General features: G+C 66.1%; 11 protein-coding genes. 1 reads left to right on the forward strand and 10 read right to left on the reverse strand.

The features are described 5' to 3' along the window. Nucleotides 1–3: 3 nt before the first annotated feature. From OTER_RS14780 to tdh, 6 genes are all read right to left on the reverse strand, one after another. Complete coding sequence (locus tag OTER_RS14780; RefSeq protein WP_012375734.1) at nucleotides 4–1,173, reverse strand: M20 family metallopeptidase; 1,170 nt, start codon at nucleotides 1,171–1,173, stop codon at nucleotides 4–6. Between the two features lie 6 nt (nucleotides 1,174–1,179). After that, complete coding sequence (locus tag OTER_RS14785) at nucleotides 1,180–2,028, reverse strand: Gfo/Idh/MocA family oxidoreductase (RefSeq protein WP_012375735.1); 849 nt, start codon at nucleotides 2,026–2,028, stop codon at nucleotides 1,180–1,182. Nucleotides 2,029–2,039: 11 nt separating this feature from the next. Beyond that, a complete protein-coding gene (locus OTER_RS14790) occupies nucleotides 2,040–3,077 on the reverse strand; it encodes a dihydrodipicolinate synthase family protein (protein ID WP_012375736.1) in 1,038 nt (345 codons plus the stop codon). A 4-nt stretch (nucleotides 3,078–3,081) separates the two neighbouring features. After that, entirely contained in the window at nucleotides 3,082–4,113 is a 1,032-nt protein-coding gene (locus tag OTER_RS14795; protein ID WP_012375737.1) for an NAD-dependent epimerase/dehydratase family protein, read from the reverse strand. A 346-nt stretch (nucleotides 4,114–4,459) separates the two neighbouring features. Continuing rightward, nucleotides 4,460–5,668: a glycine C-acetyltransferase gene (locus OTER_RS14800; protein ID WP_012375738.1), complete on the reverse strand. Its 1,209-nt coding sequence runs from the start codon at nucleotides 5,666–5,668 to the stop codon at nucleotides 4,460–4,462. Further along, entirely contained in the window at nucleotides 5,665–6,714 is a 1,050-nt protein-coding gene (gene tdh, locus OTER_RS14805; RefSeq protein ID WP_012375739.1) for an L-threonine 3-dehydrogenase, read from the reverse strand. The genes OTER_RS14800 and tdh overlap by 4 nt, the downstream gene beginning before the upstream one ends. A 74-nt stretch (nucleotides 6,715–6,788) precedes the next feature. Between tdh and OTER_RS14810 the strand changes: the two genes are divergently transcribed. Continuing rightward, complete coding sequence (locus OTER_RS14810; RefSeq protein WP_052300393.1) at nucleotides 6,789–7,355, forward strand: helix-turn-helix domain-containing protein; 567 nt, start codon at nucleotides 6,789–6,791, stop codon at nucleotides 7,353–7,355. 22 nt (nucleotides 7,356–7,377) lie between these two features. Here OTER_RS14810 and OTER_RS14815 read toward each other — a convergent pair whose 3' ends face one another. The 4 genes from OTER_RS14815 to OTER_RS14830 form a co-directional block, all read right to left on the reverse strand. Next, entirely contained in the window at nucleotides 7,378–9,777 is a 2,400-nt protein-coding gene (locus OTER_RS14815; protein ID WP_012375741.1) for a beta-galactosidase, read from the reverse strand. A gap of 217 nt (nucleotides 9,778–9,994) precedes the next feature. Next, complete coding sequence (locus OTER_RS14820; RefSeq protein WP_012375742.1) at nucleotides 9,995–10,666, reverse strand: response regulator; 672 nt, start codon at nucleotides 10,664–10,666, stop codon at nucleotides 9,995–9,997. Between the two features lie 203 nt (nucleotides 10,667–10,869). Next, complete coding sequence (locus tag OTER_RS14825; RefSeq protein WP_012375743.1) at nucleotides 10,870–13,023, reverse strand: sensor histidine kinase; 2,154 nt, start codon at nucleotides 13,021–13,023, stop codon at nucleotides 10,870–10,872. A gap of 238 nt (nucleotides 13,024–13,261) precedes the next feature. Then, nucleotides 13,262–16,999, reverse strand: coding sequence for a TonB-dependent receptor plug domain-containing protein (locus OTER_RS14830; protein ID WP_012375744.1), 3,738 nt, complete (start codon nucleotides 16,997–16,999; stop codon nucleotides 13,262–13,264). Between the last annotated feature and the right edge of the window lie 119 nt (nucleotides 17,000–17,118).

Here is a 17,118-nt window from a genome sequence, read left to right on the forward strand (position 1 = left end):
AGATCAACCGGTCATCAGCGCGGCGTAAAGCCGCGTCGCGCGGTCGAGCTGGTCACGGGACAGCCATTCGTCGGCGGTGTGCGCCTGAGTAATCGAGCCCGGCCCCAGCACGATCACGGGAACGCTGGCGGTCGCATAGTGACTGGCGTTGGTCGCATAGCGGACGCCACGCGCAGTGGCGTCGCTTCCGTGGCGTGTGAGCACCGGAGCGAACCGGCGCAAGAGCGGCAGGTTCGGTTCGCTGCTCAACGGAGGAATGCCGAAGAGCGGCAGGTGCTCGAACTCCACCGGAGCGCTCCCCCGCGCAAGCGGGGCTAGCACGCGATCGCGTGCGGCCAGTGCCTCCGCAGGGGATTCGCCGGGGACCAGGCGCCGGTCGACGTCGATCTCGCAACGCTCGGGCACGATGTTCACCTGCGTGCCGCCCCGGATAACGTTGATGCTGCACGCGGCCGCGCCGGTTAGCGGATCGATGCGCGTGGCCACGCCCGGAACATACTGCGACTCGAGCGCCTCGATGACGCGCACCATCGCGCTGATGGCGGAGCGGCCTTGGGCGGGATCGGCCGAGTGCGCCGCTCGCCCGCGCGTGACGGTCGTCCAGCGAACGAGTCCGTTGTGCGCGATCACCGGCTGGAGCTCCGTCGGCTCGCCGACGATGATGCCCAGCAGCGGTCCCGGCCATTGCGGCAACGTCGCCCGCGCGAAGGTCCCGGCACCCGTCATGCCCGCTTCTTCGTCCACCGTGAACAGCACACCGATGTTGCGTCGCAGGCTTGGTTCGCTGCGCAACGAGCGAAGGGCCCAGAGCATCGCGGCGCCGGAGCCCTTGGTGTCACACACGCCGCGACCGAAGAGCCGGGTGGCGTCGGAACTCACTGCGAAGGGAGGCACGGTCATGCCCGCAGCGCTGACGGTGTCAAGGTGACTCTCGAACAACAGCCACTCGCCGCCTGGCACCGGCTCGTGCTGGATCAGCAAATTGAAGAGTCCGTCAGTGACCGGCAGCCGCCGACAGGTGAACCCCCACGCGGTCGCGATCGCCTCGAGGTGAGCGGCGAGTGCCGGCTCGCCACTCGCGCGGCCGGCGTAACGAGCATTGACGGTGTCGAACGCGACCATTTGCGCGAGCAGCTGCTCGCAGGACTCGGGGAGCGCGGCGGACGGATTCATGAGGGATTACAGGCTGATCCGGCGGCCGTCGGAAGCGCGGCTGGCATTGGCCGCTGCCACGCAGGCGATGACTTCCAGCGTGTCAGCGGTCGTGACAGGAGCATCGGCGCCGGCGAAGAAGTCGAGCATCGCCTGCTCCAGCCGATCGGCGTGGGCCCCGACCGGCACCGCGGTCGCGTCATCGCAGGCGTACGTGAACGCTGCGTCGCGATTGAGCAGACCGACGACTGTGCCGGTATGGCCGTCGCGCCATTCGAGATGGAGCAACTCGCGATCCGGGAACGTTTCCAACCGCACGGCGGAAATGCCGCGGCCACAAACGGCAGCGGCGAGTTCGATGCCGTGGATGCCGTACCAGAACCAGCCGACGTTCGCGGGTTCGAACCACAGCGGGCACTGCACGGTAACGCGGCGCGCCGGTGGCGCGGAAACGGCGGCAAGCCGTAGCGCCGACGCCGAGAACCAGCGGACGCCATGCTTGCGCGCCGTCTCCGCGATCCGCTCGGCGTCGTGGCGACTCGTCGCCAGCGGTTTGTTGACGAACACCGGCCGGCGGAATGAGGCGACGCGCGCAAAGAGTTGCGCATGGTTGCGCCCATCCATCGACAAAATCGCGACGGCATCGACGGCGGTGGCGACCGCCTCAGGTGACTCCAGAATCTCGACTCCGCACCGATCGCGGACCTCGTCGGTGAACCCGATGACGCGCTCGGCGCTGAGCGGCGCATCCGAGGACCCGCCGGGCCAGCCGGCGATCACACGGACGGGCGAGTCGGCATCGCGAACGTTGCAGCGCCGGACCAGCGAGACGGCATGCGAGGAATCGAGGCCGACGATACCAATGCGAAGCGGCATGGCAGGGCAGGTCAGCGCAGCCACTCGTCGCGGTGCGCGGCGACGAACGCGTCGTCGACGAGCGCGGGATAAGCCGCGGTCACGCGGGTCAGCTCCGCGGCCTGGCCGGGCGAAAGCGTCTCGTCGGGATTAAGACAGTGGTTCGTCGGCACGAGCCCTTGCCGGCGGAGCACTTCGAGAATGCCGGGAATGCAGCCGGCGAAGCGATGAGCCGCATCGAATACGGCGGCGTTCATGTCGGTGACCGCGGCGGCCAGCTCCCACCAGTCGGCAGGATTGCGTTGGTGGGGATCGGCACCTCGGATCTGACGAAACAGCTGGACGGCGGCCTGTGTCCAGACGCCCCAGTGACCCAACAGTCCGCCGACGATGTGCCGACGACCCTGGCGCGTGAACGTAAACGGCGTCAGCAGATCGGCCACGATCGCATCGTCGTTGCCCGTGTAGAGCGCGACATCGTCGCGACCGGTCTCGACGGCGGCGCGGACCACGTCGAGCGTCTGGTAGCGGTTGAACGGAGCGATCTTGATGGCGACGACATTCTCAATCTCGAGGACGGCCCGCCAGAAACCGACGTCGAAAACGCGTCCGCCGACGACGGGCTGCAAATAGAACCCGATGATCGGGAGGATTTCGGCAACGGCGCGAAGGTGGTCGACGACCACGGCTGTGGGTGCGGCGTTCAAGGCGGCCATGCTGACCAGCACGGCGTGGTAGCCGAGTGCGCGCGCCTGAGTAGCCTCGGCCACCGCCTGGCTGGTGGGGCCACAGACACCGGCGATCAGGGCGACCGGTCGCGGTGCGTGGGCCAGCGTGGCGGCAGCCGTCTCGGCGGCGAGTTCGAGCACGGGGCGCAGCAGGCCGTGGCGCGGTTCGCGAATCTCGAACTGGGTTGAATGCACGGCGACCGCCAGACCGCCCACGCCCGACGCGAGGTAGTAGCGGGTGAGCGCGCGTTGATGCCGCTCGGAGAACCGTCGCCCGGCATCGAGCGCCAGCGGATGCGCCGGGATCGCCTGGCCGGCGAGGAGATGTTGGCGGATGTCCATGGCGCTAGAACGTGCCGGTCCGCGATTCGAAATGCGTGGGCTTGCCCAGCAACTCGCCGCCGGTGCGAAGATAGTCGGCGATCTGCGTCATCATCTGGGACACTGAGACTGTGGGCGGACCGAAGAGCCGGATGGATTCACTGGCGTCCGCGAGCCAGGCGGTCTCCGCCTCGCGTCCTACGAAGACAGGGGCGCGGCCGAGCAGCCGGCCGAACTCGGTCGCGACGGCGCGGACCGAGAGCTTCTCCGGTCCGGTGACGTTCAGAATGCGCACGGGCGAACTGGCGTATTGCAGGCTGGCGATTGCGCGCGCGCAGGCGTCGCCCTGCCAGATGCAGTTGAACCAGCCGGTCGTGACGTCGACAGGGTTGCCGCGATGGACGTGCGCCGCGATGTCGACGAGCACGCCATAGCGCAGCTCGACCGAATAGTTCAGCCGGAACAGCAGCAGCCGGGTGTCATGAAGTCCGGCGTAGTGGGTGAAGAGCCGCTCCCGCGCGACGCAGGAGCTCGCGTATTCGCCGAGAAAAGCCACCGGGTCCGATTCGCTTGCGCCCGGGCCGTTCACCGGGACGAACGGGTAGACGCAGCCGGTGGAAAACGCGACGAGCCGCGCGCCGGCATAGTGCTGTGCGACGAGGGTGGGGACGATGGTGTTCTGCACCCAGGTCGACCCCGGGGACGAGTCGGTGCCGAATTTTTGGCCGGCCAGAAAGATGACGTTCTCGGCGGAGGGCAGCCGGGACACCTGTTGGGCATCGCTGAGATCGCAGGCCACGGGGTGGATGCCCTGCGCGCTCAGTTCAGCTGGCAGGGTCGAGCGAGTGAAACGCGAAACGCCGGTGACCGTCCGGTGCGGCTGGCCGATGGCGTCGAGCGTCCGGCGCAACATCAACGCCACGGTGGTGCCCATCTTGCCGCCGACGCCGAGCACCGTAAAATCGCCGCCCAGTTGGCGGACGGCCTCCAGCGCCAGGGGCGGCGGGGCGGAAAGCAGATGTTCGACGCGGTCCGCGGCTGAGGGAGAGGCTTTCACGGGAGGCGAAGGGGAGGGGCAGGGCGTGGGCGAAGCAAGCCCACGGGGGGCCGGCTGTCAACGCTGCGTAACCGAACAGTTACCTGAGGCGACCCACGGGCGGGAGTCCGGTGCCACGGAGCATGAACGTCCCACCTACGTCAGAAGGATCAGACGCGCCATTGCGGTGCGCCTGGTGCACGACGTGAAGATACTCCCGCTCCTCACGGAGCGGGCCACGACCGAAACGTGGCCCTGCGCGTAAGCGCAGGAAGACTGGGCGGGACCTCGCGTTGACGACACGTCCTCTTCCAGCGGGTCGATCCCGAATCGATCTCTTCGAAGGCGGCGACCGCGATGTCAGATGTCAGCCAGGCCCGCGCCGACGGCAGCCCAACTCGTCGGCGACGGCGGTGAAGGCGGCGATGGCCCGCTCGAGATCGTCGCGCGTATGCGCGGCGCTCACCTGCACCCGGATGCGCGCCGCTCCGAGCGGCACGACCGGGAAAAAGAAGCCCACCACGAAGATGCCGCGCGCCAGCATTCGTGCGGCGAACTCCTGCGCGAGGACGGCGTCGCCGAGCATGACCGGCACGATCGGATGCGTGCCGGGGCGGATCGTCAGGCCTGCGGCAGTGAGGCCTTCGCGAAAGAACCGCGTGTTGTCGGCCAACCGGGCCCGCAACTCGTCGGACCGGTCGAGCAGGTCGAGCACGACGAGACTCGCAGCGGCAATGACCGGAGCGAGCGAATTGGAGAACAGATAGGGCCGCGAACGCTGGCGGAGCAGCGCGATCATCTCTTTCCGTCCGCTCGCGTAGCCGCCGCTCGCGCCGCCGAGCGCTTTGCCCAGCGTTCCGGTCAGGAGATCGATCCGATCGGCGACGCCGCACAATTCCGGGGTGCCGCGGCCGGTCGGGCCGATAAAGCCGACCGCATGACTGTCGTCGACCATGACCATGGCGTTGTAGCGGTCGGCGAGGGCGCAGATCTCGCGCAGGGGCGCGATGAAGCCGTCCATCGAAAAGACGCCGTCGGTCGCGATGAGCTTGAACCGCGCGCCGCCAGCGTCGGCTTCGCGCAGCTTCGCTTCGAGATCGGCCAGGTCACAGTTGCGGTAGCGGAAGCGGCGCGCCTTGCACAACCGAATGCCGTCAATGATCGAGGCGTGGTTCAGCTCGTCGCTGATCACCGCGTCCTCGGACCCCAGTAGCGTTTCAAACACGCCGCCATTCGCGTCGAAACACGAAGAGTAGAGAATCGTGGCGTCCGTGCGCAGAAACCCGCTGAGCTTCTCTTCGAGCTCGCGATGGATCTGCTGCGTGCCGCAGATGAAGCGAACGGAGGACAATCCATAACCCCAGCGGTCGAGCGCCGCCTGGGCGGCCCGGATGACCTCAGGGTGATTGGAGAGGCCGAGGTAGTTGTTCGCGCAAAAGTTCAGGACGGACTCGTTTGGCTCAACGGTGGCCTGCGGCCGCTGCGGCGAGGCGAGCACGCGCTCGCGCTTGGTGAGTCCGGCCGACTCGATCTCGGCCGCGATCCCTTGCAGGTGCTCGCGGTAGGCGGGCGTCATGCGACCTCCCAATTGAGGACAATCTTGCCGCTCTTGCCCGAGCGCATCAGCTCGAACCCGCGCTCGAAGTCCGTGAACGGCATCCGGTGGGTGATCACGGGGGTGATGTCGAGTCCGCGCTGGATCAGCGACTGCATCTTGTACCACGTGGCGTAGATCTCGCGGCCGTAGATGCCGCGGATCGTGAGCATGTTGAAGACAACCTTGTTCCAATCGACGGCGGCACGCTCAGGCATGATGCCGAGCAGGGCGATGCGGCCGCCGTGCGCCATGTTGTCGATCATGTCATTCAGTGCGCGCGGATTGCCGGACATCTCGAGCCCGACGTCGAAGCCCTCCTTCATGCCGATCTCGTGCTGCACGTCGGGAAGTTTTTCCTTGGACACGTCAACCACGCGCGTGGCGCCCATGCGCTGGGCCAGGGCGAGCCGGTCGGGATTGACGTCAGTAACGACGACTTTGCGCGCGCCGGCCTGCTGCGCGATCGCCGCGGCCATGCAGCCGATCGGGCCGGCGCCGGTGATGAGGACGTCCTCGCCGACGAGATCGTATTGCAGCGCGGTGTGCGTCGCGTTGCCCAGCGGGTCGAAGCACGACAGCACATCGAGCGAGATGGTCGGGTCGACCTTGACGGCGTTGCTGGAGGGGAGACAGAGGTATTCGGCAAAGGCGCCGGGACGGTTCACGCCGACGCCCTTGGTGTCCTTGCAGAGATGCCGGCGCCCAGCGAGGCAGTTGCGGCAGACACCGCACACGATGTGGCCCTCGCCGTCGACGAGTTCACCGATCTGGAAGGTGGTGACGTTTGAGCCGACCGCGGCGACTTCGCCGACGAACTCGTGACCGATCACCATCGGCGCCGGAATCGTCTTCGCGGCCCACGCGTCCCAGTTGTAGATGTGGATGTCCGTGCCGCAGATCGACGTGCGCTTGATTCGGATCAGCACATCGTTGATTCCCGGCACCGGCACCGGGACTTCGATGAGGTTGAGCCCGGGGCCGGGCTTCAGCTTGGCGATGGCCTGCATGGTCGTGGGGAGATGCATGATTTTTCGGGCTGGGCTTGAACAACATGTTCACCATAGTAAACAGGACGGCGTCAAACGTTTTGTTTACCATAGTGAACACTCCCGAACACTCCTCCCAAATAATCGCGAAAAAGATCCTGACGGAACGTCATCGCCAGAAGCTCTCGCTCGGCGATCTCGCGGTGCGCAGCGATGTGAGCAAGGGCATGCTCTCGCAAATCGAACAGGGAAAGCGCAACCCGACGATCGCGGTGATGAGCAAGATTGCCACCGGGCTGCGCGTGCCGCTGGCGCGGTTGCTGCCTGACGATGGTCCGCGGGTCTGGCGGGTGATTCGCGCGAACGACGAAAACCATATTCTGTTCGACAACGACGAGCACCAGTTGCGGACCCTCTCGCCGATCGATCTCGAGAAGCAGGTGGAGTTCTACGAGCTCATCCTGCATCCACACGGCAAGCTGGTGTCCGATCCGCACGCGCGCGGCGCGGAGGAGATTCTCACGGTGGCCAAAGGCCACGTGCAGGTGAAATCGGGCGAGAAGGAGACGGAGTTGCGCCGGGGCGATTCGGCCTACTACGCGGCGGACGTGCCCCACGCGATCGTGAACCTCGGCAACACCGAGGCGGTCGCCTACATGATCGTGCGATGGTATCACTGACGCTGACCGCCCGTAAGTGGTCCTACGGAGTGATCAGATCGTCGGCGACAAAGACGCGATAGTCTTTGATGCGCCCCGTCGTGTCTGGCGGACCCTGACGTGGAACATACCGGAAGCCGCCGACCGTGCGCGGCTCGGCCAGATCGACGATGAGGCGGTGAGGATAGCCGGGCTGCGCGGTGCCCCACTGCGTGCGCCAGGCGTTCGCCGTTTGGCCGTCGATCGCGTTCTCGGCAGTGCCGTCGCCCTGCTCGCGTTCCTCGCTGTCGACGTAAGCGATGGTCCACGCCTCGGCGCTCAGCGGATGCCCGGAGTCGTCGAGCAGCGCGATCTCCGCCACGCTGGCCAACGGGCCGCCATCCTGCGCGTTCAGTGCCTCGAGACAAAAATAGCGGCCGCGCACGGCATGGGAGAAACTCACCTCCTGCAAAGCCGGGCTCGCGTCGAAGCTGCCCCGGTGCGCCGGCGTTCCAAAATCCGCGCGCAACGTCACCTGCCGCCGCCGCGACGGCGCGAAATCCAGCTTCGGGCGGAGCTGATCCAAGATCGGCTGGTCTAGCGCGGCGATGACCGGGTTTGCGGGCCCGATCAAGTCGAGCACGACGATCTCGTTGTCGCCGGCCTTCAACCACGGCGCGGGCACATACATGGTTTGCTGCGGGCCGATGTTCCAATACCGGCCGAGATTGTGACCATTCACCCAGACAAACCCTTTGCCCCACGGGCGCATGTCCAGAAAACAGTCACCCGGTTGTTCGACCTTCACCGTCGCACGCCAGAATGCCGGCGCCGGCGAGGTTCGCTCCTGTTCACCAGTCGGTTGGTAGCGGAGCGTGCCGAGCATCGGCTGATCGAGCGGCAGACGGAAAATCTGCCAACCGCGAAGTTCCCTGCGCGGCTGCCCGGACGCGGTCAGCGTCACCGGACCGTGGATGCCTTTGCGGTCGTGCACTTCCACGCCAAAGTTAACCCGGCCCATCGCTTCGACGAGGATGTCGAGCGTCGCGGGCGTGGTGCGCTCGGGCAACGGCACGCGATAGTGGCGCGAGCGGCGGTCGGTGAAGCCGATCCGCTGACCGTCGAGAAACACCTGGCCGATATCGTGGATCGCCGCGGCCTCCAGAATCGCCGCGGGGCCGGCCGGCAATTGCGTGCGATAAACGATGCAGCCGAAGCCTTGATCGTAGAGCTCCATCGTGCGCGGAGACTCGTCGGTGATGGGCGCAGGAAGGTTCGACCAAATGGCGGCGACCTGCTCGGCAGGAGTGGGCGGAAGGGTGATGACGCGGTGGCGGGGCGCGGGCTCCGGCAGCGTTTCCTCGGGTAACAGGTATTTGGAAAGCAGCGCACGCGATTGCTCGAACTTCGGCGTAGCCCAGCCCGCTTCGCTGATCGGTGCGTCGTAGTCGTAGCTGGAGGTATCGGGCTTGAACGGCCGATCGGCGCCGGTCCAGAAACCGAACGTGGTGCCGCCATGCGCCATGTAGATGCTGAACGACGCGCCCGTGCGGAGCATGTAGTCGAGATCGGTGAGGTAGCGTTCAGTCTGGCCGGTGTGATGCGGCGCGCCCCAGGTGTCGAACCACCCCGGGTAGAACTCGCCGCACATCAGCGGGCCGGTCGGCAGGATTTCGCGGAGCGCGCGGAAGCCGCCGGCGGGATCGGTGCCGAAGTTGACCACGGGAAACAGATCGGGCCGGTAGCCGCGCCGCACCTGCTGCGTCGGATTGCAGGCGAACAGCGGCACGTCGAAGCCCGCGTCGAGCAGCGCCTGGCGGATGTCGCCCATGTAGGCGGGATCGTCGGCGTAGAAACCGTGCTCATTTTCCACCTGCACCATCAGGATCGGGCCGCCGCGGGAAACCTGCAGCGGACCCAGCTCGCGGCCGACTTCCTGAAGATACCGGCGCGCCGCCTCGATGAACCGCGGATCGCGGGTGCGTAGCTTGATCTCATCGTGCTTCAGCAGCCACCACGGCAGGCCGCCCATTTCCCATTCGGCGCAGGCGTACGGACCCGGCCGGAGGATCACCCACAAGCCTGCGGCCTGCGCTTCGCGACAAAACGCCGCGGCGTCCGCCTGGCCCGACCAGTCGAATTCGCCGGGACGCGGCTCGTGCATGTTCCAGAAAAGATAGGCGCAGACGGTGTTCAGCCCCATCGCCTTCACCATCTGCAGCCGGTGCCGCCAGTATTCGCGGGGCACGCGCGGCGCGTGGAGTTCGCCACAACGGATCTGGAACGGTTGGCCGTCGAGCAGGAACGCGTCCGCGCCGATCTCGAACCGATGCGGCGCGCCGGTGCGCTCGGGCGTGGCAGCGGCCTCCGCTGCGAACGAGGCCGCGGGCCAGATCGCGAGCACCAGGCTCGCAGCGAAGCGCGGAAGGCGAGGGAAGTTCACACCAAGGGGCAGGAAGGTCATGGGGGAAGTCGCGAGGCTCGGGGGCCGCAGTCCTCCGGCCCGAGGTTGCGTGAGCCCGGCACCGAAAGTCGAATCAGCTACGGGATCAGCCTAACATTTCCGTACGGCTGGCCGCATCACCTGATCGGGTGAGTGCGGAGGGTGGAGGGATGGCGTGAGTGGGAGCGGGGACAACGCGCCCTGCCGACGCGGCCGCGCCGCCGCGGATCGGGCGGGACTATTTCAGGTGTACAATCCCATGCCGAATCGCCTCGATCGCGGCGCCGGTGCGGTCGCGGACGCGCAGTTTCGCGAACAGCGTCTTGAGGTGGGATTTCACCGTGTCTTCGGAGATGCACAGGCTGGAAGCGATTTCCTTGTTGCTGCGACCCTTGATCAGCGATTCGAGCACGTCGCGCTCGCGCTCGGTGAGCTGCTCCCGTTGCGCGCGCTCCGTCAGCCGCTCCGCCACGGAGCGCGGAAGTGAGGTGTCGCCCGCGTACACGGCCCGCACCGTGCTCGCGATCTCCTCGATCGGCATGTCCTTGAGCAAATAGGATTTTGCGCCGGACTGGAGGGCGCGGTGGATGTCTTCGTCCCAGTCGTAGGTGGAGAGCACGATGACGCGCGCTTCGGGGGCCTTTTTGCGGATGGCCAGAATCGCCTCCACGCCGCCCATCCCCGGCATGCGCAGATCCATGAGAACCACGTCGGGTTGGAGGTCGTCGTAGATCTCGATCGCTTCCTCGCCGTCGGACGCTTCGGCCACGACGTCCATTCCGGGCTGGCTTCTGATGAGCGCGACCAACCCGACGCGCATCGGCGGATGATCATCTACGACGAGGACGCGAATCGTGGCGCCGGATTCGGGGCGCGTGACTTGCGGTGCGGTGAAGTCAGTCCCGGGCATGGTGGTCAAAAACGCGAGTGGCTGCGGCGGAGCAAGCGAATCTAGCACATCTTCTGCGGAGTGCCTCTCACTCGTTCGGGGGAAAAGGGGAGAAGGAGCCGAGAGCCTAGAGTCCAGAGCTGAGAGCGACGAGAAGTTGAGAGATGAGAGTTGAGAGGGACGGAAGTTGAGCGCTGAGGGAAGAGAGTTGAGTGAGGAGGAACCTAGACGGTGACAACGACGGTGACGCGAGTGCCTTGTCCGGGAGCGCTGGTGATCTGCACCGTGCCACCCAACAACTGTGCGCGTTCCTTCATGCCGACCAACCCGAAGCTGCGGCTCCCCTTGGGCTGAGTGCCGTTGACGAAGCCGACGCCGTCGTCCTCGACGGTGAGCCGCACGGTGCGGCCATCGAACGCCAGCCGCACGTCGATGCGGGTGGGGTGCGCGTGTTTGCTGGCGTTGGTGATCGCTTCCTGACCGATGCGGAGCAGGTTGTTTTCCACGACGGGCGGCAGCCGGCGGCTCAGCCCTTCCACCTGCATCCCCGGCTGCACGCGCGTGCCCTCGGTGGTCTGCGTCAGGATCTCGTTCAAGGCTTCCCCGAGATCGCATCGCTCGAGTACTTGGGAACGCATGTTCCAGATCGAATCCCGCGCATCCGCCAGCGCGGCGCGGGCGAGCTTGTGCGCGAGGCCGAGATGATCGCGGACTGGTGCGCTCATCTCGCCGGCGTGCGTGCGCGCCAGTTCCAGTTGAACAGAGATCGCGCCCAGCCCCTGGGACAGCGTGTCGTGGATTTCGCGCGCGACGCGGTTGCGTTCATTCAGGATCGCGGCGAATTCTGTCTCGGCCATCGCACGGCGCCGCTCCTGCTCGTGCAGCCGCCGGCGGGACGCGAAGACCACGGCCGCGACCGCCGCGACCGCGAGGACGAGCGATCCGGACAAGATCCAGACGACCCGCTCCGCGTTCCACCAGGAGGGCGGTTGAACGACCGCAAGATCCGCGGCGGAACGGAGCAGCAGTTGAAAGGAGCGCGGTTCCCACAAGCCGCCGAGCGGACCGGCCTCGTCGGTCACCACCGAGCACACGCCTGAAACGCGAACCAGGCTGCCGGGCAACCAGCCGGTGGGCGCGGTGGTGTGTTCGGGCAGCCGGAGCTGGGCGCGAATCGCGGTGTCGTGCCAGTCCAGCACGAGCGCCACGCTGTCGGGGAAGCGCCGTAGTTCGGCGAGCCGTGCGTCCAGCTGCACCAGATCGCCGTCCTGCCGCAGCGCGCTGGAGACGTCCGTCAGCACGTGCGGCGCGGGCGGCGCCTGCGTTCCGCGCTTGCGGTAAATGCCGTCCTCGAGTTCCGCGCTGTAGTCGCGCAAGGCGGGGAACCCGACCACGTCCACCTCGTCGCCCGGCCGGAGTTCATGGGCCTGCGTCGTATCGATGCGCAGGCTGTGGTCGCGGTCGCGGATCCACAGCGCGTAACCCGGCTGGTGGTGGAGTACGATGCCGCGCACGTGGACGCGATGCCCCTGCTGGCCGGTGAGCTGCTCGAAGCGAAGCAAGTTGCCGACCGGATACGGTTCGCCGTCGAAGGGTCTTTCCGGCGGCGGCTTTTCCCGGATCACCTCCACGCCGCGGGGCACCTGCACGAACGGGCGCACGAACTGGCGATTGCGATTGTGCAAGTTGAAGCACAGCCCGCGCAGCCGGACTTCGGCGTCGATGTAGTCCTCGGGATTGAATTCGCCGCAGACCTGCACGACCAACCGGGCGCCGCCCGAGGCGAGTTTGAATTTCACCTTGCCCTCACTGGACGCGGACACGCCGGCGGAAGAGGGGACGGCGTAGCGCGTGCCCGGAGGCGGCCGCGCGACGTCGCTGGGCAGCTTCGGGTCGACGCTGCGCACGATGCCTGACACTTCGATCCACTTCGCGTCCATTTGTCCGGAGCTCAATTCCTCGAGCGAAACGCGCGCCGGTTCCGGGATCGGCCCCTGGCCCGTTTTCGTGATGTTGCGGGCCACCACGTAGGGGGCGAAGCCGCCGGGATCGGTGACACCCTCGATCTGCAGCAGATCGCCGCGAACCAGTCCCGCCACGAGTTCCGCGGGGCCTTGCACATAGATGCCCTCGGTTTGGTCCTGAATCACGAAGGCGATGCCTTCCGGATCCGCTTCGCCCATGAACACGCCCTGCAGCCGCACCGGTACGGCGTGGCGGGCTTCCTCCTCGGTCAACGCGCGGACCTGCGCCGCGGTGGTAAGAACGGTCTCGGTGGCGATCGCCGTCACGGACTGACCCGCCGCGACCAGTGTCAACAGGACGGAGAGCCACCGCGCGTGCCGGATCGAATGCCGGAATCCAGGGGCGTTGATCATCGCGACGTTCGTGGGCTGAGACGATGGAGGGCGCTGAAAGGTTGGCAATGGTGCTTTGGTCGTGGTCGCGCAGCGACCGGAGAAAAGCGCGTTGGGCAACGCGCTCCACCATGCCGGGCTCATCAGGCAGTGAACCGCAGGGGCCCTGCCAAGGCTGCGCTCCTGCAGAGACTGAGCGGCTGCAACTAAAAAAGGAACCCGCCATCCGTGGCGGGTTCCACCATGCAAAGAGCTGAGATCAGAACCGGATCGTGTTCGTCAGGCTCCACGTCGCGCGGGCCGGAATGCGGACCTGCGCGATCGTGCCGTCGGGATTCGCCAGGATCGGAATCAGCGTATCGTCGGCGAAGAGATCGCGGACATTCAGCTGAATAACCCAGACGTACTTGTGCCCGAGCTTCCGCTCATAACCGATCCAGGCGTCGTAGTTGGTCTCCGCCGGTCCGTAGATCGGCCGGCTGACATTCGTCACCCAGATGTTGGCGTCGGAGTTGTATTGGGGGTAGTAGCCGATCGCGGTCTCATCCTGCCAGCGAACCGCGCCACCGATGTTCAGGTTCTTCAGGGCGCCGCTGAGGAAGGTGTAGTTCGTCACGAAGTTGAGCCGCCACCGGCGCAGCTCGCTGACCGACACCCCTTCGCCCGAGATCGCGTTCACGTAAGGCCCGTAGACGTCCTGCATCATGCGTCCGCCGAACGTATCCTGTTCCGACGAATACGTCGTGGTGCCGCCCCAGTGGCGCAGGTCGGAGAATCCGTCGATCGTCCAATAGTTCAACTGGCTAGGTCCTCCGGGGTTGTTGTTGTAACCCTCAAACCACAGGTCCGTGTTCTCGGCGACAAACGGCGCCCAGTCCGGCAGGATGTTGTTCCGGACCGCCTTGATCTCGGCGGCGTTCAACGTGAGCCGCCAGTTCGGGAGCGGATTGGCCGTGAGCTCGATCTCGACGCCCTCTGATTTGAGATCATTGGTAAGCTTCTGTCCGGCCGGCGGACCCTCGCCCCAGATGCGGTAGTCGTCGCCGGAGATCTTTTCGAACTGCTCGGCCGCGACCCAGGTCGGGTTGAGCGGGCGGAACCATTCGGCGTTGCTCCGCGCGTCGAACCAGGCGCGGCGGTATTCAACCTCGTCGGCGGTGAGCGGCGGCGCGAGGTAGGGCAGGTTCGTGTCGGGATTGATGGCACCCTGCGCCACGTAGTTGCCCGAGCCCGGGACTGCCGCGCTCCGAATCCGCAGCGGTTGGGTGACGAGTGTGCTCAGCTGGTCACGCCAGTTGCCGGGCAGCGGCTGAGCGGCGAGCGCGGCGTCGTAGGAACTGCCGAAAAACCACTTGTTCACCAGGCCCTCGGGCGCGGTCTGGCTGCCGTTGGGACTCCAGGAGCCCCAGGCTTCCTGCGCGAGTGTGTTCATCGTGCGCGCGATGCCGGCCTTGGCCCAGTAGGTCGACGGACCGCGGTTGAGCGTGGTGTTCTTCTGGAGCGTCTCAAACCAGTTCACGCGCAGCGAAAGTTTGTTGTCCAGCGCGGTGACGAGCACGCCGTAGTCCTTCGTCTCGCCGGACGGAGCGGGGAACTGACTGCCGTTGATGTCGCGGCCGACCTCGGACGGCCGGAAGCTGTTCGAATCGTTGTAGGTGAAGCTCACGCCGAGGCCCCGCGGCAGCCGGCGCATCCCGAACAGCTCGAGCAGCTCGTTGACGTGGAGCACCGCACCCCAGCTCCGGCGCTGCTCGTCGGCCTTGAGCGGTTTCACGGTGGAGTAGTTCCAATTGGGGCTGTAGGGCAGCACGGCATTGAACGGATCGCGGACGAGAGCGGCGGGTTTGTCCCAGCGCTCATATTCGTCCTTGCGCCAGCCGAACAGCGGGACGAGGGCGTTGTTCAGGAGTTTGCCCTGCCAGACGAAGGCCGTCGAATCCGTGGTGTCATAGCCTTCGGCGGCGCCCGTGTAGAGGTCGTCGAGATTGTCGTGCCAGTTCAGGAGGCTGATGGAGGCGTTGTGCCAGGTGCTCGTGTTGTTGTCCCACACGAGCGTGTTCTGGCTGGCCGGCGGCGTGCGCTGGGCGGTGACGCCGTGAATGGCCGAGGCGGGAATGGCGTCGAACGTCGCGACGTTCTGCAGACTGTCGCCGATGTAGTGGAGTCCCCACCACGCCTGGTGGTTGGCAGAATTCAGGAACGGCACGCCGTAGGTGTTCGCATCCCAGGCATAGAGGTTGAAGTCGCGGCTGAAGTTGTCGTACCGCTGGCTGGACACGATGCCGGTGAAGGTCTGTTCGCCGAAGATCTTGCTGAGGAAGTGCTCGCGCCCGAGGTAATCGGCGAGGTCAAACTTGTAGTAACCGGTGACGCGCCAGGACTCGCGGTCCTCTTCGGCGATGCGACCTGCACTCGAACTGACGAGGTAGGGCCGGCCAACGTCGGGATTCGGGGAACCATCGCGGAGCGTGGCGTTCACGTCGACGCTGACGCGGTTCGAGTTGATCGTGTTGGCAAAACCGGATTCGTAGTTCTCGCGGTAGTAGGCGGCGTTGAAGCCCAGCCGGCCATCGAAGTAGGTCTGCGTGAAGGAGAGATCGATGGTGTCGAAGTCATTCCACTCTCCCTTGTTCGGGCCGGCCATTGTCCGGTCGATGAAGGCCAGCGGCCCATCGAGGATCATCTGGGTGGGCCAGAGCGCGGCACCAAAGCCGTTGAACGTCCGTCCGGTCGCACTCTGGTAGTTGCTGATGAGGTCCGAGATGATCGCGTTGCCGGAGAAGAACCCGGCGGTGTTGCGATTCCATGCGCCGGTGCCGCCTTCATCGTAGTTGGGATTGGTCACGCCACTGAGACCGCCCCACGGCGAGCCATCGCGCTGGCGATAGGCGTCGAGCCGGCCGTTGCCGATCGTGTCGCCGCCGGGGCTTTGATAGATCGTGGCGGGGGAGCTGTTCCACCAGTCGCGGCCCGGCGCGCCGGCGAAGTAGTGCGACAGCTCGCGATGCTGCGTGCCATCCGGCTCCTGCGGGATGCCGTTGCTGGTCAGCGGATCGTACATCAGGTACTTGTTGAGCGGGCCGAACCAGTTCGTGATGAAATCGGCGGAGGTGGTGGCGATGGGGCGGTTGCCGCGGATTTCGCCCTTCTCCGCCTTCACATCGATCTGCGTGAAGATGCTGCGCGCGAGCTTGGGCTGCCACCGCGCCGCGCCGTAAACGCGCTTGTCGTGGTTGAAGGTGAAGTCCTGCCGGTATTGCGCTTCGTCGTTCAGGCCCGCGACGCGCAAGCCGAGCTGGCCTTTGATCAACGGCACGTTCACGTCGACCATCTCGCGGTGTGAACCGTAGCTGCCGAACCGGAACTGCGCCTCGCCCTCGAGTTTCTGGAGATTCGGGTCCTTGAGCGTGTTGTTGATGATGCCGGCCGGACTGCCGAGACCGAAGAGGATCGAGTTGGGCCCGCGCTGAATGTCGATGCGCGACGTGTTGTAGGCATCCATCGGGATGCTCGTGACGAAAAAGTTGCGCGTCAGGTCGGCGGTGTTGAGTCCGCGCACGCGGGTGCCGCTCTGCGGGTTCGCGAGCATCTGATTGCGGTAGGCGTTGTCGTCGGCATTGCCACCGTAGAAGTTGCCGCCGATGCCCGAGACCTCCGTGCTCGTCGTGTAGACGAGCACGTCCCGGAGATTGTTGGAGCCGGTGTCGCGCAGGAACTCGGAGGTCACGACCGACACCGCCGAGGCGACGTCGCGCAGCTGCATGTTGAGGCGCGAGCCGGCGAGCGAGGAGGTCGCGGCGTAGCCGTGGTCCTGGTCGCCGACGACTTCAAAGGGGGAGAGCTGCACAATCTCGTCGTCCTTCTCGTCGTCCGCGGTGTCTCGGGTGGGAACGGTCGTTTGTGCGGGCAGCAATGAAGTGCTGCTGACGACGAGCGCGGCCAGGGCGAGTCCCTGCAGCCTCGTGAAGACGGGGTGGTTCGGTCTCTTGGTGTTCATGTTGTCAGGCCAGTGTGGTGGTGTCGGGTCGAACGAATACGAACGAACGGTTGTCGGGGTTTTGTCGGGGAGCCCAGCTGTCGCCGGGTGCGATGAACGCATCGGCGAAGCCGAGGTGG

This window comes from Opitutus terrae PB90-1 (assembly GCF_000019965.1).
Lineage (GTDB): Bacteria > Verrucomicrobiota > Verrucomicrobiia > Opitutales > Opitutaceae > Opitutus > Opitutus terrae.